Source organism: Colwellia marinimaniae, assembly GCF_002207865.1.
In the GTDB taxonomy this organism is placed as follows: Bacteria; Pseudomonadota; Gammaproteobacteria; order Enterobacterales; family Alteromonadaceae; genus Colwellia; species Colwellia marinimaniae.
The window spans coordinates 68752-90103 of sequence record NZ_BDQM01000015.1 but is presented as its reverse complement, the minus strand read 5'-3'; the positions used below and the strand labels follow the sequence as shown (position 1 = coordinate 90103).

Annotated in this window: 17 protein-coding genes and 1 tRNA gene; 5 read left to right on the top strand and 13 right to left on the bottom strand. The window is 40.1% G+C overall.

Annotated elements, in window-relative coordinates; all coding sequences use genetic code 11:
* Positions 1 to 2: 2 nt before the first annotated feature.
* Positions 3 to 76 (bottom strand) — tRNA-Pro (locus MTCD1_RS10740).
* A 576-nt stretch (positions 77 to 652) separates the two neighbouring features.
* On the opposite strand from MTCD1_RS10740, the gene folD reads away from it, so the two are divergent.
* Positions 653 to 1507, top strand: a complete 855-nt coding sequence (gene folD / locus MTCD1_RS10735) for a bifunctional methylenetetrahydrofolate dehydrogenase/methenyltetrahydrofolate cyclohydrolase FolD (RefSeq protein WP_057181756.1) — start codon at positions 653 to 655, stop codon at positions 1505 to 1507.
* A 159-nt stretch (positions 1508 to 1666) separates the two neighbouring features.
* Here folD and cysS read toward each other — a convergent pair whose 3' ends face one another.
* Positions 1667 to 3076 carry a cysteine--tRNA ligase gene (gene cysS / locus MTCD1_RS10730; RefSeq protein ID WP_057181757.1) on the bottom strand — a complete coding sequence of 470 codons (1410 nt, stop codon included), beginning with the start codon at positions 3074 to 3076 and terminating at the stop codon, positions 1667 to 1669.
* A 152-nt stretch (positions 3077 to 3228) separates the two neighbouring features.
* Here cysS and MTCD1_RS10725 point away from each other — a divergent pair, with 152 nt between their 5' ends.
* On the top strand, positions 3229 to 3720 hold the full coding sequence (locus MTCD1_RS10725; protein WP_057181758.1) for a peptidylprolyl isomerase: 492 nt from the start codon (positions 3229 to 3231) through the stop codon (positions 3718 to 3720).
* Between the two features lie 13 nt (positions 3721 to 3733).
* Positions 3734 to 4480: a UDP-2,3-diacylglucosamine diphosphatase gene (locus tag MTCD1_RS10720; protein ID WP_057181759.1), complete on the top strand. Its 747-nt coding sequence runs from the start codon at positions 3734 to 3736 to the stop codon at positions 4478 to 4480.
* 112 nt (positions 4481 to 4592) lie between these two features.
* Here the strand turns inward: MTCD1_RS10720 and miaE are convergent, their stop codons facing one another.
* Complete coding sequence (gene miaE, locus MTCD1_RS10715; protein WP_057181760.1) at positions 4593 to 5354, bottom strand: tRNA isopentenyl-2-thiomethyl-A-37 hydroxylase MiaE; 762 nt, start codon at positions 5352 to 5354, stop codon at positions 4593 to 4595.
* Between the two features lie 125 nt (positions 5355 to 5479).
* Here miaE and MTCD1_RS10710 point away from each other — a divergent pair, with 125 nt between their 5' ends.
* A complete protein-coding gene (locus MTCD1_RS10710; RefSeq protein WP_057181761.1) occupies positions 5480 to 5785 on the top strand; it encodes a hypothetical protein in 306 nt (101 codons plus the stop codon).
* A 215-nt stretch (positions 5786 to 6000) separates the two neighbouring features.
* Positions 6001 to 6600, top strand: a complete 600-nt coding sequence (locus MTCD1_RS10705) for a Yip1 family protein (protein WP_057181762.1) — start codon at positions 6001 to 6003, stop codon at positions 6598 to 6600.
* 159 nt (positions 6601 to 6759) lie between these two features.
* On the opposite strand, the gene purF is transcribed toward MTCD1_RS10705, so the two are convergent.
* From purF to fabB, 10 genes are all read right to left on the bottom strand, one after another.
* Positions 6760 to 8277 (bottom strand): amidophosphoribosyltransferase, encoded by a 1518-nt coding sequence (gene purF, locus MTCD1_RS10700; protein WP_057181763.1) that lies wholly within the window; start codon positions 8275 to 8277, stop codon positions 6760 to 6762.
* Between the two features lie 169 nt (positions 8278 to 8446).
* Positions 8447 to 8929 carry a CvpA family protein gene (locus MTCD1_RS10695; RefSeq protein WP_057181764.1) on the bottom strand — a complete coding sequence of 161 codons (483 nt, stop codon included), beginning with the start codon at positions 8927 to 8929 and terminating at the stop codon, positions 8447 to 8449.
* 90 nt (positions 8930 to 9019) lie between these two features.
* Entirely contained in the window at positions 9020 to 9640 is a 621-nt protein-coding gene (locus tag MTCD1_RS10690; RefSeq protein WP_057181765.1) for an SPOR domain-containing protein, read from the bottom strand.
* A 96-nt stretch (positions 9641 to 9736) separates the two neighbouring features.
* Positions 9737 to 11050 (bottom strand): bifunctional tetrahydrofolate synthase/dihydrofolate synthase, encoded by a 1314-nt coding sequence (gene folC, locus MTCD1_RS10685; protein WP_057181766.1) that lies wholly within the window; start codon positions 11048 to 11050, stop codon positions 9737 to 9739.
* A 51-nt stretch (positions 11051 to 11101) separates the two neighbouring features.
* Positions 11102 to 11968 (bottom strand): acetyl-CoA carboxylase, carboxyltransferase subunit beta, encoded by an 867-nt coding sequence (gene accD, locus MTCD1_RS10680; protein WP_057181767.1) that lies wholly within the window; start codon positions 11966 to 11968, stop codon positions 11102 to 11104.
* 179 nt (positions 11969 to 12147) lie between these two features.
* Positions 12148 to 12927, bottom strand: a complete 780-nt coding sequence (gene truA, locus MTCD1_RS10675) for a tRNA pseudouridine(38-40) synthase TruA (protein WP_057181768.1) — start codon at positions 12925 to 12927, stop codon at positions 12148 to 12150.
* An 86-nt stretch (positions 12928 to 13013) separates the two neighbouring features.
* Complete coding sequence (locus tag MTCD1_RS10670; RefSeq protein WP_088568944.1) at positions 13014 to 17177, bottom strand: FimV/HubP family polar landmark protein; 4164 nt, start codon at positions 17175 to 17177, stop codon at positions 13014 to 13016.
* 420 nt (positions 17178 to 17597) lie between these two features.
* On the bottom strand, positions 17598 to 18617 hold the full coding sequence (locus MTCD1_RS10665) for an aspartate-semialdehyde dehydrogenase (protein WP_057181770.1): 1020 nt from the start codon (positions 18615 to 18617) through the stop codon (positions 17598 to 17600).
* A 10-nt stretch (positions 18618 to 18627) separates the two neighbouring features.
* On the bottom strand, positions 18628 to 19839 hold the full coding sequence (locus MTCD1_RS10660) for a 4-phosphoerythronate dehydrogenase (RefSeq protein ID WP_057181830.1): 1212 nt from the start codon (positions 19837 to 19839) through the stop codon (positions 18628 to 18630).
* A gap of 203 nt (positions 19840 to 20042) precedes the next feature.
* On the bottom strand, positions 20043 to 21254 hold the full coding sequence (gene fabB / locus MTCD1_RS10655; RefSeq protein ID WP_057181771.1) for a beta-ketoacyl-ACP synthase I: 1212 nt from the start codon (positions 21252 to 21254) through the stop codon (positions 20043 to 20045).
* Positions 21255 to 21352 lie beyond the last annotated feature (98 nt).

Sequence of the window (21352 nt, the reverse complement as noted above, 5' to 3'; positions counted from 1 at the left end):
GGTCGGTGATGCAAGATTCGAACTTGCGACCCCTTGGACCCAAACCAAGTGCGCTACCAAGCTGCGCTAATCACCGATTTATGCTGTTTCAACAAGCAGTAAACTGTCTCGTTTCAACGGGTGCGGATATTACCGAGTTGCTTACGTTCAGTCAAACCTTTTTTATAAAAAAATAGCCGTTCGCTCACTTTTGATACAAGTCGCTGAATTGTTCAGCTAGACAGCTTACGTTTGCGCTTTATTTAAACAGCGAAAGTCTTGGCATTATTTTACCGCTATCGAACGACACCTTTAGCCTAATAGCCATGATAGATAAAAATACCTGTTTCAGCATATCTGAGCGATTCATGTTCAAGGCGCCTGTTTTTATTCAGGGTTGTCCATTAAAAAGAGAGGCAACGATGAACATGGTTTGCTCAGATATCCCCACCGGGCTGCTTTACAAACGCTTTAAGCTACGTTATTGATTTAGATAATAACAATAACTATTCTCTTCAATCAAGGCCTTACCTAAAGGCGTTTCTAATTCCAGCTGAATCCTGCATATTGAAGTAACATCGGTATATTATATAAAGTAAACCTACAATAGAGGTGTACTTTATGGCAAAATAACCTCGTTTTATCACTTAAATCTAGGGTCAACACCAGAGTTATGACAGCATCATTAATCGATGGCAAAGCAATTGCCAAACAACTTAGAGATTCAGTTAAAGAGAAAGTTACCCAGCGCATTAACAACGGTCAAAGAGTGCCTGGTTTAGCCGTTATATTAGTAGGTTGTGATCCCGCTTCACAAGTCTATGTCGGCAGTAAGCGCAAAGCGTGTGATGAAGTAGGCTTTATTTCCCGCTCTTATGACTTACCAAACACTACCTCTGAGCAAGAGCTCATAGCCTTGGTAACTGAATTAAATAATGATGATGCTATCGATGGTATTTTGGTACAACTGCCTTTACCTAAAGGTTTAAATGCCGACTTAATTATCGAGCATATTAATCCACGTAAAGATGTTGACGGTTTTCATCCCTCTAATGTCGGTAAGTTAGTATTAAGACAACCCGGTCTAAGACCCTGCACACCAAAAGGCATCATCAAGCTCATTGAATCAACGGGGGTCGAAACTAAAGGTTTAGACGCACTTGTTATTGGCGCTTCAAACATTGTCGGTCGACCTATGGGTTTAGAACTGTTATTAGCCAAGTGCACGGTAACAACAACGCATCGTTTTACTAGAGATTTAGAAGGTAAAGTGCGTAATGCAGACCTTATTGTCGTCGCCGTTGGCAAACCTGGTTTTATTCCGGGTGAATGGATTAAAGAAGGCGCAATAGTGATAGATGTTGGTATTAACCGTTTAGCTAACGGTAAGTTGGTTGGTGATGTAGACTTTGATACGGCTAAAGATAGAGCCTCATTTATCACCCCTGTACCCGGTGGTGTCGGTCCGATGACAGTGGCGAGCTTAATTGAAAACACCCTAATAGCTTGTGAGCAAGCAAGTCATTAACAACACGCGCTAAAACCCACTAATAAAACGTACTTATTTACGCTTTAACTTACGCGTAAAAATCAACAAAGGGTGAATACTTGATAGTATTCACCCTTTTTTATTGTTTAATGTTTAATGTTTCGTGCTTAGTACTTTATTTAACCACGCTAAAGTACTTTAAGCTTTACGCCATGTGGTTTTACCGGCGCTATCTTCTAACACTATATTCATGGCATTAAGTTTGTCGCGTGCATCATCAGCAAGGGGCCAATCTTTATCAGTGCGTGCTTGATTACGTTGCATAATAAGCGCTTCAATTTTCGCCACTTCATCATTATCGTTATCACCTTGCAAGAAAGCAGCAGGATCAAGCTGTAATAAGCCAACAATATCACCAAGAGCAACTAATGTTGACGCCAACTCGCTTGCTAAGGCATCATTATTGGCCGCTTTCGCCACATTTAATTCTTTTGATAGTTCAAAAAATACCGCTAATGCTTGTGGCGTATTAAAATCATCATCCATTACTTGGCAAAATTTCTTCACAAACGTTGCGTCTCTATCCAAGACAAAATCTTTATCAATATTTACATCACGTAACGATGTGTAAATTCTCTCTACCGAAGCCCTAGCTTGCTTTAAGTTATCAATCGAATAGTTTAACTGACTACGATAATGACCGGTTGTTAAGAAAAAGCGTACTGTTTCGGCATCGTATTCCGCTAGAACGTCGCGTATAGTGAAAAAATTCCCTAATGATTTAGACATTTTCTCTTGATCGACTTGCACCATACCTGTGTGCATCCAGTAATTGACATAAGCCGTGTCTAGGGCGCAACAGCTTTGTGCAATTTCATTTTCATGATGAGGAAAGGTTAAGTCAGAGCCACCGCCATGAATATCAAAGTGATGACCTAGCTCTTTGGCACTCATGGCTGAACATTCTATATGCCAACCAGGACGTCCATCGCCCCAAGGAGATGACCAACTTGGCTCGCCCGGTTTAGCCGATTTCCATAGGACAAAATCAAGTGGGTTATGTTTATTTTTATCCACTTCGACACGGGAGCCAGCTTGTAATTGTTCAAGATCTTGGCCACTCAGTTTACCGTAGTCCGCATAACTAGCCACCGCAAACAAGACATCGCCCTGCCCAGTAGCTTTAGCGTTATCACCAGCAACATAAGCATGTTTTTTGGCCACTAAGGTTTCAATCATGGTAATGATTTCATCCATGTGTGTGGTTACTCTCGGCTCCAAATCAGGTCGAAGCATATTAAGTGCATCAAAATCTTGATGCATTGCCGCAATGGTACGCTCAGTTAAGGCCTCAGTTGTTTCATTATTATCTTTGGCACGATTAATTATCTTGTCTTCAACATCCGTAATGTTACGGACATAATTCACTTCATAACCGGAAAAACGTAGATAACGAGCAATATTATCAAAGCTAATATAGGTGCGACCATGGCCTATATGGCATAAGTCATAAACTGTGCAACCACAAACATATAAGCCGACTTTACCTGCATTGATTGGTGTAAAGATTTCTTTTTTACGACTTAAAGTGTTGTATATCTGCAACATAAGGTTTTATGACTCCGACTGAGTAGTTTTATTTGATTAGGCGGTAGATTGTACCTGAACAAATCTAAAGGATCATCAAGACTAATGCACTTTATAGCAAGTTAGCGTACAATTGTGGCAATTAATTTATTAAAACTTAACAAGAGATAATTATGATCATACTAAAAACCAACCTTGGCGATATTAAAATTGAATTAGACTTCGATAACGCACCTATTTCCGCAAAAAACTTTCAGCAATATGTTGAAGAAGGTCACTATGATGGCACAATATTTCATCGGGTAATTAAAGGTTTTATGGCACAAGGCGGTGGTTTCATTCCTGGTTTAGAAGAAAAAGAATCTCGCGCCAATATTAAAAATGAAGCAAACAATGGTGTCAGCAATAAACGCGGTACTTTAGCAATGGCGCGTACTCAAGAGCCACATTCTGCTTCATCACAATTCTTTATCAATTTATCAGATAATAACTTCCTTGATTTCACTGCTGAAAACACCCAAGGCTGGGGATACTGTGTTTTTGCTGAAGTTGTTGAAGGTATGGATATCGTCGATAAAATGGCTGTAGTTGAAACAGGCACTTATCATGGTCACGGCGATGTGCCAAAAGACGACATCTTAATTGAATCGGCCATTGTTGAGTAGCCTTAGCATTAAAATGACCGAAACTAATAAAACAGCAATAAGTTATTTTATTGCTGATTTACATTTAAGTGAAAACAGGCCGGATATAACCGCCTGTTTTTTACGTTTTTTAAAAAATGATGCTATTAATGCTGAAAAGCTTTATATCCTAGGCGACTTGTTTGAAGCTTGGGTTGGCGATGATGATGATAGCCCTTACCTTAAAACTATCGCTGCTGCGCTCACTACGCTCAGCCAATGTGGTACCAAGGTTTATTATATTCACGGTAATAGAGATTTTCTTATCGGTCAGCGTTACGCTAAACAAGCAAGCATGCAGCTGCTACCTGAAATCGATACTATCGATCTTTATGGTCAACCTGTGGTCATCATGCATGGTGATACCTTATGCACACGTGACATTGATTACCAAAAATTTCGTAAAAAATCCCGTTCTTGGTGGTGGCAAACCATTGTTAAAAGTCTGCCATTATTTGTTCGAAAAAATATGGCTGCTAATTATAGAAAAAAAAGCGCTGCCGCTACGGCGGTGAAATCACAAGAGATAATGGATGTTACCGGTAGCGAGGTGATTGCCTGCCTAGAACATTACCAAAGCCAGTTATTAATTCATGGTCATACACATAGACCTGCAGTACATAAAATTATCGCCAATGGCGAAAGCGCGCAACGTATTGTCTTAGGTGATTGGTACGAACAGGGGGCTTGGCTAAAAGTAACACCTAACTCTATTGAATTACTCAATCAAGCATTAACGTAGTAAATACTAGCCCCTGCCCATATCGCATCGTTTAAATTATTATCACGACAATAACGGACAATACACCTTAACTTATTATTCTATCGATTAGCATGAAAGCGGTAACAATTGCTTAAACCGGCATGCCAGAATGAAACTTAAAGTCTTCATCAGGCGATAAAACAAGCTCAGCTTCAACGTTGGCAAAGTATGCTACTCGCTCACTAATATCCTGCCCTGCTACTTGTTTAGCCAATGTTAAATAATCTTGGTAGTGACGGGCTTCTGAGCGTAACAGCGAAACATAAAACTTATTTAAGTCATCATCTAAATGTGGCGCTAACTTAGCGAAACGCTCACACGAACGTGCTTCAATAAAGGCACCAATAATTAATTTATCAACCAAGGCATCGGGCTCAAAAGTTTTTACATGTTTGAGCATACCTTTGGCATAGCGCCCGGCAGTGATACCATCAAAAGGAATCTCTCGCTTAACCATAATTTCTAGGACTTGGTAAAAGTGGTGCAATTCCTCTTTAATTAACAGCAGCATTTTATCAATAAGATCTTGGCTATACGGCGAATCATTTTTAGGCAGGATAGCTTTAGAGAGGTTATTTTTATTAGCAAGAGACGCTAAGTCACCCTTTTTTCTATATAAAAAGTCTTCATAAGGTTCAAACCATGCTAATAACACCTTGTGACTGGCTTTATCAATGGCATACTTTCGAAGAAGAAACATCGCAGTTTGTCCGGCTTTAAGCTCACAAGCTAGATGGTCGCGTAAAATTATCGGTAAATTTTCGGCTTTCTTCGCTTCATCTACCCATTTTTCAGGTGTTTCGCATGATAAAAAGCTTAATATGGGTATTAATAGTTGTTCTACTTCGGTCATCTGTTTATCTCTGCTCTATATAACTAGGGAGTTCGTTTGAATAAATTTGATTTATTACGCTATTTTAAAAGCCTATTTCTTGAGATACTAGCAAAATCTGTTTTTACCTTACATAGAGCAACTTTATGCCTTCTATTATAAAAAAAACGCTTAGCAAAAAAAATGCCACTGAAAAACTGGTGAAAAAGCATGATAAATTGGTGCATAGTGAAAACATGAAAGTGAACTCTCATGTGCAGCGAGAGTGTGATGATTGGATAATCAATACTCTGATGTTAGATACTATTGATGTGCCGTTCAAATACAAACGAAAAAAGCGTTACAAAAATTTGCAGGGACAAAGAGTCAATTTAACTTATTACCCTGAAAGTGAGAACATTGCTGGCTTCAATATTGAGATCATGTCGGTTGTGCGTATCAAAATTAGTTAGTAATCAACTGGCAGTCTTTTTCTTTATCGCATAAAAGTATTAAAAGCTCTTTTGATAGAGTTTTATTGTTTATTTTTCCACCAACACTTGACGAATCATCTTATATATTTCATAAATAAAGAAGTAATAATAAGAGTACTGATGGCTTAATTATTTATTGTTGTTTTTTAGACTAAAAAGTACTTTCCGAATATTTACGTGCGAGAGGAATGATTATGATACTAAACCACATATGGGGATTATACACTCACCCTAAAAAAGAATGGCATGTTATCGAAAAACGCCACGAAAGTTTAAGTTATAGTTTAATGCATATTTTAACCATAGCGCTAATCCCAGCAATATGTTGTTATTATGCTACGGCTTACATTGGCTGGACCATAGGTGTAGGTGACCCTATTAAAATAAGCGTAGAAAGTGCTAAAATTATGGCGGTGAGCATGTATTTCGCTTTGATTTCTGGCGTGTTCGCCTTAGCTTATTTGATTCAGTGGATGGCTAAAACTTTTGACTCTAAACCTGATTATGTGCAGGCACTTGAACTTGCTGCCTATACCTCGACCCCCTTATTTATGGTAGGTATTACCGCTTTATTCCCGGTACTGTGGTTTGTCACCCTAGCAGGCATTGCCGCCGTAGTTTATTCAATCTATTTGTTATATGCAGGTGTACCTATTATGATGAATATCCCCGAAGAAAAAGGCTTTATCTATTCAAGCTCTGTAGTAACGTGTGGCTTGGTGTTGTTAGTCGCCTTAATGGGACTTACCGCAACGATGTGGACTATGGGATTTGGGCCAGAATTTGTCCCTTAACTAACCTAGATAATTTTCAACTAGAGACTATTAAACTAGAAAGATGAATCTAGACAAACTGTAAATAAAAAAGCCTTATCTCTACTATAGAAATAAGGCTTCTTTTTTAGCAATTTTGATTGCAGAGTTTAAATTTTACCCGGTTAGCAGTAATATAAACTACTCCGCCCCTTCATTATGCATATCAATTATTGAATCAGCGTTTTTATCTGAGGTTTCTTTGCTGCTATTATTACGTAACGCATCTAGCTTCTCTAAGTAAGCTTGGTCAATATCATTGGTCACATAATTACCATCAAAGACTGAAGTGTCAAACGATTTAATTTCTGGGTTGCCTGAGCCTACCGCGCTAATTAAATCTTCAAGAGATTGATAAATTAGTTTATCGGCACCAATTAAATTACAAATATCATCTAATTCACGACCATGAGCAATTAATTCATTAGCACTTGGCATATCGATACCATAGACATTTGGGAACCTAACTTCAGGCGCAGCAGAAGCGAAGTAGACCTTATTTGCACCTGCAGCTCGCGCCATAGCAATAATTTGTTCCGAGGTAGTTCCTCGTACAATAGAATCGTCTACCAGTAAAACATTTTTGCCTTTAAACTCTGTGGTAATAGCGTTAAGTTTTTGACGAACAGATTTTTTGCGTTGCTCTTGACCTGGCATAATAAAGGTACGGCCAATATAACGGTTTTTAACAAAACCTTGACGGTAAGGTAAGCCAAGATGATGAGCTATTTGTAGGGCTATATCGCAAGAAGTTTCAGGAATAGGAATAACAACATCTATATCAAGATCCTGCCATTCTTCAGAAATTTTCTGGCCTAGCTTAGTGCCCATTTCTACACGAGAGGCATAAACAGACATTTTATCCATGGTGGAATCAGGACGGGCAAAATAAACAAATTCAAAAATACAGGGACTATAAACCGGGTTTTCTGCGCATTGCTGGCTATGAATTTGACCATTTTCAGAAAAGAATATAACTTCACCAGGGGCTATATCACGGACAAAATCAAAAGAACAGGCATCAAGAGCAACGGATTCAGAAGCGACCATATACTCAACCCCTCCTTGAGTTTCTCGCTTGCCAAAAACTAAAGGGCGGATACCGTTAGGGTCACGAAAGGCAATCATACCGTAGCCAACAATCAAGGCGACAGTTGCATAAGCGCCACGAACACGTTTATGAAGATTAGTTACTGCCGTAAAGATATCATCTGGGGTAAGGACAATATTATCACCTTGCTGTAATTCGTGCGCTAAGATGTTTAGTAAAACCTCAGAGTCTGAAGTAGTATTAACGTGTCGACGGGCTTCCTTAAATAACCATGTTCTTAATTCATCAGCATTGGTTAAGTTACCATTATGTGCTAATGATAAGCCAAACGGTGAGTTTGTATAAAAAGGTTGTGCTTCTGAAGAACTAGAAGTACCAGCGGTAGGATAGCGAACATGGCCAATGCCAATATCACCTTGTAAACGGAGCATATGGCGGGTATGAAAAACATCTTTCACCAAGCCATTTCCTTTACGCAATCTGAAGGTATTATTATGAATGGTTACAATACCTGCAGCATCTTGACCACGATGCTGAAGTACAGTTAAGGCGTCATATATAAACTGACCAACAGGGGTTTTACCGACTATACCAACAATACCACACATAAAATTCTCTCCACAAAAAAATATTTACAATACTTATTTAGCTAAAGCACTATGCTCAGGATAGTGTGAACCATCGTATAAATATTGAATTATAGGATATTGAAATAATATCTTATAAATGACAGTATACGGAGTTACTCCGCATGAACTTAGCCGTTACTAACAACAACTAACTTAAAAAACTTGATGACTGTTTAAGGTACTCAAAAAACCATTCAACCACCAAAGTAAACTCTGGGATTAAATCGGAGCTTTGCCACCACTGTGTTTTTGCCGCACCGGTAAAAGCATCGACAAAAAACAACATGGCACTGATAATGAGTACCCCACGAAGGGCGCCAAAAACCAGGCCTAATATACGGTCTGTGCCAGAAAGGCCTGTTTTGCTAACCAATTGCCCAATAAGATAATTCACCAGAGCGCCAAGCACTAAGGTAGTAATGAAAAGAATGGCAACGGCTGCGGCATTACGCAAGAATTGATCAGAGATATTGGTTAACAGATTAGCAAGGTTGGCATAGAAAGTACTGGCAACGAAAAATGCACTGATCCAAATCACTAAAGATACCGCTTCTTTGACAAAGCCTCGTACCAAACTAACCAGTGTTGATATACCTATAACGGCCAAAATGGCGTAATCTATCCAAACCATAACTTGAGTGTCTCGTTGAGTTTCTCTAAATTAGAGGCGCGCATTCTACCAGAACTAGCTAAATAATGCCTAACATTTTATAAAATCCAGCTAGTTAATCGGTTCAAAATACGCCACTTTCCCTTGGATACCCGTCAATTTCTTCAGCGCCGGTAGCTTTTTAACCATGGCTGACTTTATTAACTCTGGCCCGATAATGACTTTAGTTAATATGCCCTGCTTGGTTTTGATTGGTTTAGTAAAAGCAATATAACCAGTAGACTTTAACTTTGTTAATAACTGGGCCACATTACTTTTATCTTTAAAACTACCTAAATGAATCACCCAAGCTTCTTGAGGAACCGCTTTTTCAGGTAAGGTTTTACTTAGCTGCTTTGGTGTTTTTACTGGCGCTTTAGCGAGCGATTTAGTAACGGCCACTTTATCTTTTACCTTTTCCGCAGTTTTCGGCGACTGCCCAAGGGTATAATCAGTTATAACCTCATCGATAGCTTGCTCATTAGAAATTGATATAGCTTTTTGTCGTACCAAGTTCTCTGCAGGAAAGGGTTTATTGGTTAGTTTCCCAGAAAAAACTTCCGCTTGAGGGATAGCTTCAAAGTCAGCTTGGTGTGACTGTTTCTCGCCATCAAGTACATCAGGTAGGAAAATAATAACCACGGCGGCAACAATAATAGTACCGACAAGGCGATTTTGAAACGGTGTAGACAAGAGACACTCCTAATTAATACCACTTAAGTGATTCGGAAAACTTACCGATCAAAATGAATACCGCCACATTAATACGGTAAAACTAACACGGCCAAACTAACAAATAGTCAGTTGGGCTCTGATTTGAGCAACAGTAAAGAATGAGCCAAATACAAGAATTAAGTCAGACGAGCTCGCCTGCTTGTTCGCCATTTTAAATGCCTCATCGACATTGTCAAAACAATTAGTGGCATTAGTGAACATCGCCAAGTTATTTTGCATAGTTTCTTTGCTGGCAGCCCTTGGTACACTTAACGCTCCAGCATACCAATAATCAACAACATCTTTTAGTGATTGCAAACAGCCACTGATGTCTTTATCACCGAGCATAGCAACGACAGCATAAATATTTTCATAGTTAGCTTGTTCTTTTAACTGCTTAAGGTAATCCGCTAAGTATCGAGTTGCTTGGGGATTATGGCCAACGTCGAGAATTACATCGCAATGATTTTTTTGTGGTATTAATTCTGTTCGCCCGGCGACTTTAGTTATCGAAATAATTTGGTTCACAAAGTCAGCGCTAAGAGGTATTTCAAGTTTTTCTAACACCATTAACGCGGTCGCCACGTTATCTCGTGGGATAAAGGGTGTTTTTAGCGCGGTTAACAACGTTTGCTTTGATTGCCATTGCCAAGAAGATTTTTCACCGGTAACAACAAAATCTTGCTCACGTAAAAATAACCTTTCACCATCAATAGCGTGTAACGCATGAGCATGAGCTAGTACCGATTTAGGTACATTGCTATCACCAATGACTATGTCTTGCTCTTGTCGCATAATGCCGGCTTTTTCAAAGCCAATACTTTCTCGGTCATTACCTAGGAAAGCTTGATGGTCAAGATCTATGGTGGTGATCACCGCAATATCGGCATCAATGATATTCGTTGCATCCAAACGGCCACCTAGGCCAACTTCAAGTATGATATAGCTCGGCTTAACCCCCATTAACACCAACAGTGCAGCTAATGTTGTATATTCATAGTAACTGAGGGATATTTCGCCACGAGCAGCTTCAATTTGTTCAAAAGCAGCCATTAATGGCTTATCTTCAATATCTTGCTTATTAATCCGCAGGCGCTCATTAAAGCGCTGCAGATGCGGAGATGAATAAACGGCAACGCTTTGCTTTACACCTGCTATTTTGGCGTTAAGTAAGGCATTCTCCATAAAAGCACAGGTGGTGCCTTTACCATTTGTGCCGGCAACCGTAATAACCTTGGCAAAACTTAAGTCAATCGCTAAACGCTGGGCAACTTTGCCAACTCGAGCTAAACCAAGATCTATCTCAGTGCTATGTAGATTTTCTAAATAATAAAGCCACTGATCGAGATGAGTGAAATCTTGATAGTGGCTTGAATTTGATTTTAACATTTATGTCATCAATAAATAATTTAAGTGAAATAAGCAATAACGACTATTGGCTTATTCTGCTTTCGAAACTACGCTATCTTGGCCCATAAACTTAGCTAACATTCTCGCTATTGTTGTTTTCATTTCACGACGATCAACAATCATATCAATAGCGCCTCTTTCTAATAAAAACTCACTGCGCTGGAATCCTTCAGGTAACTTCTCTCTAACGGTTTGCTCAATAACACGTGGGCCAGCGAAACCTATTAGCGCTTTAGGCTCAGCCAGGTTGATGTCACCTAACATAGCCAAACTTGCCGATACTCCGCCCATAGTTGGGTCAGTTAATACTGACACGTAAGGCAGACCTTGCTCACTCATTTTAGCTAAAGCGGCACTGGTTTTTGCCATTTGCATTAAAGATATTAGCGCTTCTTGCATGCGGGCACCGCCGCTGGCTGAGAAACAGATAAAGGGTACATTATGCTCTAAACAGTATTCAACACCCTTAACAAAACGAGCACCAACTACAGAAGCCATTGACCCGCCTAAAAAGGCAAATTCAAAAGCGGCAACAACAACTGGCATACCATATAATTCACCACTCATGACCACCATAGCATCTTTCTCACCGGTGTTTTTTCGAGCGGCAGTTAAACGATCTTTATATCGCTTAGTGTCTTTAAACTTTAAGATATCTTGTGCTTCAAACTCCGCACCTAATTCAATGCGATTGTTCTGGTCAAGAAAGCTATCAATACGTTTACGCGCATTGATTCGCATATGGTGATCACATTTAGGACATACTGATATTTGACGCTCTAATTCAGCTTTATAAAGCACGGCATTACATGAAGAACACTTACTCCATACACCCTCAGGAATATTACTTTTTTGTGTCGTTTTTGCTTTCGGGAGAATTTTTTCTATCCAGCTCATAATTTTATTTTTGCCTGTTGCAACGAAATATCTGTCGGTTTATTGATGGAAATAATCCACCAAACTCTGGTTTGAATTTATACTAATTTTAACCACATATTAGAGCATACTATACCCTATAGAATATAGAAAAAACTGGTCTGTTCAGTGAAAACCATGATTTTACCACCTTTTTTTTCTTATAAAAATAGTGGCCCTAAACGACTTTTAGGCAAGTTGAAACTTTCGGGGTAATCAACATCAACAAAATATAACCCTTCCGGTGGGGCCGTAACGCCAGCAACACAGCGGTTTTTAGCCAATAGTACCTCTTTTATCCAAAAGGTTGTTTCTTGTGATTGACCCACACGCATTAAACTACCAACAATATTTCTTACCATATGATGCAAAAAAGCATTCGCCTTGATATCAATAACAAGGTAATCACCCTGTCGAGTCACCCGACAATGTTTTATCGTACGAACCGCAGAGTGAGATTGGCAATGTACGGTTCTAAAAGAGGTAAAATCATGTTGCCCAAGAAGATGATCAGCGCCTTGCTGCATAAGTTTTTCATCTAAGGCGTAGTGACAATGGCTGATGCCGTGGCTTAATATAGCTGAACGTAGCGGTTTATTATAGATGATATAACGGTAATTTCTCGCGGTGGCACTAAAACGCGCATGAAATTCGTTATCAACTTGCTTCACCCATGAAATAGCGATATCAGCAGGTAAGTGAGTATTAACGCCCAAAGTCCAAGCGATATCTTTACGTTGTTTAGAGGTATCAAAATGGATTACTTGATTAGTGGCATTAACGCCGGTATCAGTACGCCCTGCACAAACAACCTCTATAGCTTCATCGGCAATTTTTGATAAGGCTTTCTCTACTTTTTCTTGTACAGTGATAGCGTTAATTTGCCGTTGCCAGCCACAATAATTTTTACCATCATACTCAATACCTAACGCATAACGCATGCAAACCTACCTTGTTTAGTGAGGCGATTATTTTCGCTGCGCATTATCCTTTATTTTATCCCGTTATACTATTTTATATTAGCGCCTTACAATGTATCTAATAGTGTTTGTGCTGCCACTTGCTGAGTTTTGTTACCTTTTTTAATGACTTCCTGCAAGATTACTTCAGCGTTTTCTTCATCACTCATCTCTATATACATTTTTGCCAAATCTAACTTACTTGACATTGAGCCATCTTTATCAACATCAATACCACTATTATTGTCGGAAAATCGACCTAAAACACCTTCAATATTAGTCTTTTCGTAAGGCTCAGAGGCATCTGTATTGGCTAAACTTTCAGAGAGCAGTTCATCAACAGAGACGTAGTCCTCTGTTGCCTCAGCTTCTTTGATGCTTTCAATGCTTTTGCCAAGACTGTCATCAATTAAATCATCATCAATATCATTAAGGGTTAGTTCAACCACATCAACCGCTGTTGAGGCAGTGGCAGACTCTTCTTCAATATTTGCTAACAATTCATCAAAATCAACATTATCTAACTCGGTAATTATGTCTAAATCAGCCGTTTGTTCCGAGTGTGCTTCTTCGTCTGCATCAGTAGTCTCGGCCAATAAGTCAGCTAAGACCTCTTCGTCAGAAAAGTCAGGAGCAAGATCAATAGCATTTAAAGGACTTATTTCTGTTGGTTGCCCTGATTGCTCAGCCGTTTTATCTAGCCCCTCTTCGACTAACAATTGACTTAATGCCGACTCAGTGAATGATTCATCACTTTGTCCATTAGCTGTTTCATTGCTCATATAGTCCGTTAAGCTATCGCCAATATCTTCTTGAGTGCCTTGTTGCTCATTTTGCCCAACTTCATTTTCGCTTTGTGTATCAGCAATAAGGGCATCAATATCTAACTCATCATCTACGGCAGCACTTTCACTACTCGCTACTGTTTCATCAGTTAATTCAGCGTCATTTTTCTTGGCCAGAATATCGCTAAAATCTGCGGTAAGAAATGGCGTGACATATTCAGCGGTAAATTCAGCAATTTTAGCTTCATTTTCTGCGATTTCCTTTTGGATTTGTAACTCTTCAGCACTCAAGCCACTATCGTTTTCCTTAGTGCCCTGTTCGTCCATTGCCATAGCCGATGTTTCGTCTGGCACTGCTGTTTTTGCCGATATTGAGGGAGTTGGCGCATGATCGGACATTGAGGCAATCAAAGCATCAATGTCATCTGGGTCGGTAAGTTCAGCTGACTGGTCAGCGACGTCTTCACTTACCGAATCATCAACAGCATCACTTCCCTGGGCAGAAACCGAGGCAAGTAGCGCATCGATATCATCTGGATCAGTGACATCTGCTGTTGCTTCGGTTATTTTTTCTGCTACTTTTTCAATAGGGGCTTCTTTAGCGGCTGCTTTGACCGGCTGGTCAGCAACTGAGTCACTTGCCGCATCACTTCCCTGGGCAGCAACAGAGGCAAGTAGCGCATCGATATCATCTGGATCAGTGACATCTACGGCTACTTTTTCTTCGGTTATTTTTTCTGCTGCTTTTTCAATAGGAGCTTCTTTAGCGGCTGCTTCGACCGTCTGATCAGCAACTGACTCACTTGCCGCATCACTTCCCTGAGCAGCAACAGAGGCAAGTAGCGCATCGATATCATCTGGATCAGTGACATCTGCTGTTGCTTCGGCTGTTTTTTCAATAGGGGCTTCTTTAGCGGCTGCTTCGACCGGCTGATCAGCAACTGAGTCACTTGCCGCATCACTTCCCTGGGCAGCAACAGAGGCAAGTAGCGCATCGATATCATCTGGATCAGTGACATCTACGGCTACTTTTTCTTCGGTTATTTTTTCTGCTGCTTTTTCAATAGGAGCTTCTTTAGCGGCTGCTTCGACCGTCTGATCAGCAACTGACTCACTTGCCGCATCACTTCCCTGAGCAGCAACAGAGGCAAGTAGCGCATCGATATCATCTGGATCAGTGACATCTGCTGTTGCTTCGGCTGTTTTTTCAATAGGGGCTTCTTTAGCGGCTGCTTCGACCGGCTGATCAGCAACTGAGTCACTTGCCGCATCACTTCCCTGGGCAGCAACAGAGGCAAGTAGCGCATCGATATCATCTGGATCAGTGACATCTGCTGCTACTTTTTCTTCGGTTATTTTTTCTACTGCTTTTTCAATAGGGGCTTCTTTAGCGGCTGCTTCGACCGGCTGTTCAGCAACTGAGTCACTTGCCGCATCACTTCCCTGAGCAGAAACAGAGGCAAGTAGCGCATCGATATCATCTGGATCAGTGACATCTGCGGCTACTTTTTCTTCGGTTATTTTTTCTGCTGTTTTTTCAATAGGGGCTTCTTTAGCGGCTGCTTCGACCGGCTTATCAGCAACTGAGTCACTTGCCGCATCACTTCCCTGAGCAGAAACAGAGGCAAGTAGCGCATCGATATCATCTGGATCAGTGACATCTGCGGCTACTTTTTCTTCGGTTATTTTTTCTGCTGTTTTTTCAATAGGGGCTTCTTTAGCGGCTGCTTCGACCGGCTTATCAGCAACTGAGTCACTTGCCGCATCACTTCCCTGAGCAGAAACAGAGGCAAGTAGCGCATCGATATCATCTGGATCAGTGACATCCGCTGCTACTTTTTCTTCGGTTATTTTTTCTGCTGTTTTTTCAATAGGGGCTTCTTTGGCGGCTGCTGTGACTTGTTGTTTCGCTGGCTCTTCATCATCAAGCTTGTCAATACCACCCAGCAAATCATCTAAGTCATCTTGGTTTAATTCACCACCAGCAAGCTCTTCTGCTTGGTCATTTTTTTCTTCAACTTCCTGTTCATTTACTTCATCGAGTGCAGCTTCGGCTTTTTCTTTGGCAGGCTCTTCAACAGCAGGTACTTCATCGTCTAAACCACCAAGCAAATCATCTAAGTCATCTTGGTTTAATTCACCACCAGCAAGTTCATCGGCTTCTTCATTGGTTTTATCATCGGCTGAAGGCTTTGCCAAGGCCGGCGATTCATCATCTAATCCTGCTAACAAGGAGTCTAAATCATCTTGAGCCAACGTCCCGCCCTCAAGAATATCATCGTCGCTACCATCATCGAGTAGTATATCTTCAAGATCGTCGAGATCATCTAAACTATCGTCTTCATCTAAATGAATGGCATCACTATCGTTGTCAATTAAATCAATGGATAGTTCATCATCCAATGACAAGTCATCACTCAAATCAAGCTCATCATCCAAGTTCAACTCATCGTCTAATGACAATTCATTATCAAGTGATAGTTCCTCTTCAACGACAGTTTCTTTTTTAGCTTTAGGGCTAGGTGTTTTCTTTTTGCTATCTAACTCACTGAAAAAAGCTTCATCTGATGCTTGTTGCCTACGCTTAAACAAAAAGCCTAATAAGGCGAGAATTAAAAGAGCAGGCATGGTGCCCATGACAATTTTAAACCATAAACTTGAGGTTATATCTTGCTCTGCCAGCGCGGCCTGTTGCTGTTCTAATAATAACTGCTGTTCTCTAGCTTCCGCCTTTGCTAGTAAGGCTTGCTGCAATTTAATCATGTCGTCCATTTGCAACTTAATTTCTTTACCTTTAGCTACCTCATTTTGCATGACGTCAAGCGTGTCATTAAAAGAGTTGAGTCGCAGACGTAAAGCTTCATTTTCTCTTAAAATTGCTTGCAGGCCATCAATAGAATCTGAGATATCATTTTGAATGTTCTCTAAACGTTTTTGTTGCTGACCATCAATTTTTTGCAATTGCTCTTTAATTTCAGTTTTTACCGTCTCTAAATCTTTTTTATTAATGGTCGGCTCTTGCGCTACTATTTTGTTAGTCGCTTTAGGTTGAATTTTTAGCCAAGCTTTACTATCACGCGCTGACTTCTTTTTGGCACTCTCGGTATTAATTGCCATCATGTTATTAAACGATGGGATTTTTAAATATTGCCCCTCAATTAAATGGTTGATATTACTATCAACAAACGCTTGTGGGTTTTTTTGGTATAGCGCCTGCATTACTTGGTAAACACTCAAGCGAGTATCAGGCTTAACTCTAGTGGCAATATTCCACAAAGTATCTTTAGAGGTGATGGGACCATATCGGTCATAAGGAAAAACATCACTACTTTTAGGTCCACGCATGCGAATGCCGCGCTCTTCTTCTGCACTAATAACGGGGAAATGAGCCGTAAGTATGCCAATAATAATCGCCTGCCATAGGCACAGGCGTAATAATTTTTGCATCAGGATTCCTAATTAAGCTAATTTAACTATTTTATCTTATGGGCACTATTATATTTTGCGCCAAAAAAACACCGCATTACTTCACCTTTTACCTAGTAAAGCTTATCTAACAGATAAAATGCAATCTTTATTCCAAAAAAGCATTAACTAACAAGATAATAGCAAATTCACTCAATAAGTCTTCTGTTTTTGTAACTGTCCGGTAAACAAAGTTCCAAAAAATATGGCTTGGTTAATACTTAGTTACAGGCTTTAACGATGACAGCATTGCCCTGAGCAATACTTTTATCTAAAGGGATTAGCTGGCTTAAGCGAAAAAACTCGTCGTTCATTAATGGCTATAATGAACGACGAGTTTTATTGGTTGAGTGTACTTAACTTTTGTTAACTTAATTTATCTTAGTTAACAACCTTAAGTCACTAGCTTAAATAATCTTTTACCAATAACTCAGCAATTTGTACACTATTCGTTGCCGCCCCTTTGCGGACATTATCGGCAACAACCCACATATTTATGCCGCAATTGTGGCTGATATCTTCACGAATACGACCAACATAAGTTCCATCTTTACCACTAGCATCACTAATTTGGGTTGGAAAATCTTCATCATTACGACAAAGAACGACACCGGGAGCTTTCTCTAACAAGTCTTTAACTTCTTCTGCGGAAATAGGAGAATTAGTTTCAATGTGCAGGGCTTCGCCATGACCAAAAAATACCGGAACACGCACTGCGGTAGGATTAACTAAAACGTTTTCATCACCGAGTATTTTCTTAGTTTCCCAAACCATCTTCATTTCTTCTTTGGTGTAACCATTTTCTAAGAAGACATCAATTTGTGGAATAACATTAAAAGCGATTTGGCGAGAAAAGTTTTTACTTTTCACTGGCTTGCCACTTAATAAATCAGCGGTTTGTTTCGCTAATTCATCCATAGACTCTTTACCACCACCAGATACCGATTGATAGGTACAAACATTTATCCGGCTAATACCAACGGCATCATAAATAGGCTTTAACGCCACCATCATTTGAATGGTTGAACAATTAGGATTAGCAATGATATTGCGATTACGGTAATCCACTAAGGCTTCTGGATTAACTTCAGGCACAATAAGAGGAATATCTGCATCGTAACGGAACTCAGAGGTATTATCGATAACAATACAACCGGCTTCACCCGCTATAGGCGCAAATTTAGCAGAAGTAGCGCCGCCCGCTGAGAAGAAGCCAATTTGTGCTAGGCTCCAATCAAAATGTTCAGCGTCAAGCACTTCAATACTTTCACCTTTGAACTCAATGATCTCACCCGCAGAGCGAGCACTTGCTAATGGGTAGAGTTTATTAATGGGGAAATCTCTTTCTTCCAAGATTTCCATAATTGTTTTGCCAACTAATCCTGTTGCGCCAAGTATACATACATCAAATTTCTGTGCCATGATTCTCTCTCTAGTTGGACGTTTTACTAAAACCTAAGCGATGTGGCACATCACTATCGGTATTGGGTGACAAGGTTACAGTAACCGCGGAAAACTCCCTGCGAACGGGGTAGTTTTTCCGTAAACTATCGAAACCTTGAGTGAATAATTGTTGACGAAATATTGCATCGTCTCGCCTGACATCGTAAACCATTTTAACTAACTGGTTTAGTAGTATTTGGCTAAAATCTTCATTTATTTCAATTGCTGGAATACTTGCTGGCGGTAAAAAATTGGCTAATTGATATTTTGGCTCAATTTTAAGCTGTTGACATAATGCCTGATAGAGCATTTCGCTGCCACGAGCTTTTCCTTCTAAGCTATAACCAGCAATGTGTGCCGTGGCTATTTCAGTATAAGGAATTAAGGCCTCAAGGACGTCTGGCTCTCCTTGCCATACATCGAGCACAATTTTCAGCCCATGACCAGCCTGTTTAAGCGCTAGTAAGGCATGGTTATCAATCACATCCCCACGACAAGCACTAATTAATATTTGCTCATCGCGCAACTGAGCAAGATTTTCTTCATTTAATAATTGAAATGTTGGGTGTGCGCCACCAACAATTTTAGGCACATGTAAAGAGATCACATCACAAGCTAATACTTCCGCCAGTGATACATATTTTCTTTTATCTGTACGGTCAATACGCTTACCTTGCCCTTGCTGTTGACGCTGATTTTCTGCCTGTTTTTCTGCTAGCAAGGGGTCACATATTTTATGTTCAATACCCAAGGCCAGTAGCTTCTCACTTAAACGGCTGCCGGTATTGCCGCCACCAACGATACCAACGGTTAATGACGATAAATCAAGTAGATAACGTTCAGCTAACACCACTAAGGCACTTAATACATATTCAGCCACCGAAATAGCATTACAGCCTGGCGCTGAATGGAAGGGTATGTTGCGTTTTGCTAGATAATGCTGATCAATATGATCTGTGCCTATGGTGGCGCTACCAACAAAAGAGAGTTTATCGTTAAGGTGAAGTAACTGCTCATTAACTTGGGTAATCGAACGCACGAGTAGGACATCAGCATCGGCAACTTGCTCTGCGGTTAATGTTCGTCCAGAAAAAGGGATTAATTCCCCCAGCTCGTCGCCATTATGACCCCTATTAAGGTGACAGAGTTCACTAAAAAACTCTTGGGCAAAGGGCATATTTTCATCAAAAAATATTTTCATGGCTTGAACTAACTGGCTAATGGCATTAATGTGCACAATTATACGCTAATTTAGCTATTAAGCGCTAGGTAAGCCAAGAATATTCATCTAGATAAAGCTAGATTAAGCTATTGTACAAATAAAAAACCACATCAAGCAGGCGCTTAACATGGTTTATTTTAAATTACGTAGCAAGTGAGCAGCTTTACTACTGCAATATAAAGCTATTTATATTTTTTCATCACCAAGGTGGCATTAGTTCCACCGAAACCGAAGCTGTTAGACATAATGAGATTTAGTTCAACATCTCGCTTTTCAGTCACTATATCTAAGCCATGAGCTTTTTCATCTAAATTATCAATATTGATTGATGGTGCGACAAAGCTATGCTCCATCATTAAAATTGAGTAAATAGCTTCGTGAACACCAGCAGCACCAAGAGCATGACCTGTCATTGCTTTAGTTGCACTAATTGCCGGTGAATCATCACCAAATAATTCTTGAATAGCGCCTAATTCTTTAACATCGCCAACAGGCGTTGAAGTGCCATGAGTATTTAAGTAATCAATTTTACCTTCCACACCTTGCATTGCTTGTTTCATACAACGCACTGCGCCTTCACCACTAGGTGCGACCATGTCATAGCCATCAGAAGTTGCACCATAACCAACAAGTTCAGCATAAATATGTGCGCCACGGGCAAGAGCATGTTCAAGTTCTTCAACAACAACCATACCGCCGCCACCAGAAATAACAAAACCGTCACGGTCAGCATCATAGGTACGAGATGCTAATTCAGGTGTGTCATTACGACCTGCTGATAATGCGCCCATTCCATCAAACATCATCGCTAGTGACCAATGAACTTCTTCACCACCACCTGCAAAAACAATATCTTGTTTGCCTAATTGGATTAATTCCATCGCGTTACCAATACAGTGAGCACTGGTTGCACAAGCAGAGCTAATTGAGTAGTTAACACCTTTAATTTTAAAGGGAGTGGCTAAACAAGCTGAAACAGTACTGCCCATAGTTTTAGGCACGGCATAAGGACCAACGCGACGAATACCACGGGTACGCAGGGTATCTGTTGAGGCAACAATATTCTCTGATGATGCACCACCTGAACCGGCAACAATACCCGTACGTACATTGGAGATTTGTTCTTCGGTTAATTTGGCATCTTTAATCGCTTGTTCCATAGCTATATAAGCATAACCTGCCGCATCACCCATAAAACGTACCGCTTTACGGTCGATATGTTCTTTAATCACCAGATCAGGTTTTCCCCAAACATTACTTTTCAAGCCTTGCTCAGCAAAACTATCCGAGTAAGTGATACCTGACTTACCAGCTTTTAATGAGGCCAATACTTCATCAGCATTATTACCAATACTTGAGACAATACCTAAGCCTGTTATTACGACACGTTTCATTTAACTAACCATCTATAATTATAAAATTTTGCGCTATTATACTCGTAATAGCCGTCGAACTGGTATTACTAGTTGCTCATGGCAACATAAACCAGCGT

Bases quoted from the DNA above. Each gene is read 5' to 3' on its own strand.
- folD (WP_057181756.1), top strand. From the start codon at position 653: ATGACAGCATCATTAATCGATGGCAAAGCAATTGCCAAACAACTTAGA.
- MTCD1_RS10660 (WP_057181830.1), bottom strand. From the start codon at position 19,839: ATGAAAATATTTTTTGATGAAAATATGCCCTTTGCCCAAGAGTTTTTT.
- MTCD1_RS10695 (WP_057181764.1), bottom strand. From the start codon at position 8,929: ATGGTTTGGATAGATTACGCCATTTTGGCCGTTATAGGTATATCAACA.
- accD (WP_057181767.1), bottom strand. From the start codon at position 11,968: ATGAGCTGGATAGAAAAAATTCTCCCGAAAGCAAAAACGACACAAAAA.
- truA (WP_057181768.1), bottom strand. From the start codon at position 12,927: ATGCGTTATGCGTTAGGTATTGAGTATGATGGTAAAAATTATTGTGGC.
- MTCD1_RS10720 (WP_057181759.1), top strand. From the start codon at position 3,734: ATGACCGAAACTAATAAAACAGCAATAAGTTATTTTATTGCTGATTTA.
- cysS (WP_057181757.1), bottom strand. From the start codon at position 3,076: ATGTTGCAGATATACAACACTTTAAGTCGTAAAAAAGAAATCTTTACA.
- MTCD1_RS10725 (WP_057181758.1), top strand. From the start codon at position 3,229: ATGATCATACTAAAAACCAACCTTGGCGATATTAAAATTGAATTAGAC.
- MTCD1_RS10670 (WP_088568944.1), bottom strand. From the start codon at position 17,177: ATGCAAAAATTATTACGCCTGTGCCTATGGCAGGCGATTATTATTGGC.
- folC (WP_057181766.1), bottom strand. From the start codon at position 11,050: ATGTTAAAATCAAATTCAAGCCACTATCAAGATTTCACTCATCTCGAT.
- MTCD1_RS10705 (WP_057181762.1), top strand. From the start codon at position 6,001: ATGATACTAAACCACATATGGGGATTATACACTCACCCTAAAAAAGAA.
- MTCD1_RS10665 (WP_057181770.1), bottom strand. From the start codon at position 18,617: ATGGCACAGAAATTTGATGTATGTATACTTGGCGCAACAGGATTAGTT.
- purF (WP_057181763.1), bottom strand. From the start codon at position 8,277: ATGTGTGGTATTGTTGGTATAGTCGGTAAAACCCCTGTTGGTCAGTTT.
- miaE (WP_057181760.1), bottom strand. From the start codon at position 5,354: ATGACCGAAGTAGAACAACTATTAATACCCATATTAAGCTTTTTATCA.
- fabB (WP_057181771.1), bottom strand. From the start codon at position 21,254: ATGAAACGTGTCGTAATAACAGGCTTAGGTATTGTCTCAAGTATTGGT.
- MTCD1_RS10710 (WP_057181761.1), top strand. From the start codon at position 5,480: ATGCCTTCTATTATAAAAAAAACGCTTAGCAAAAAAAATGCCACTGAA.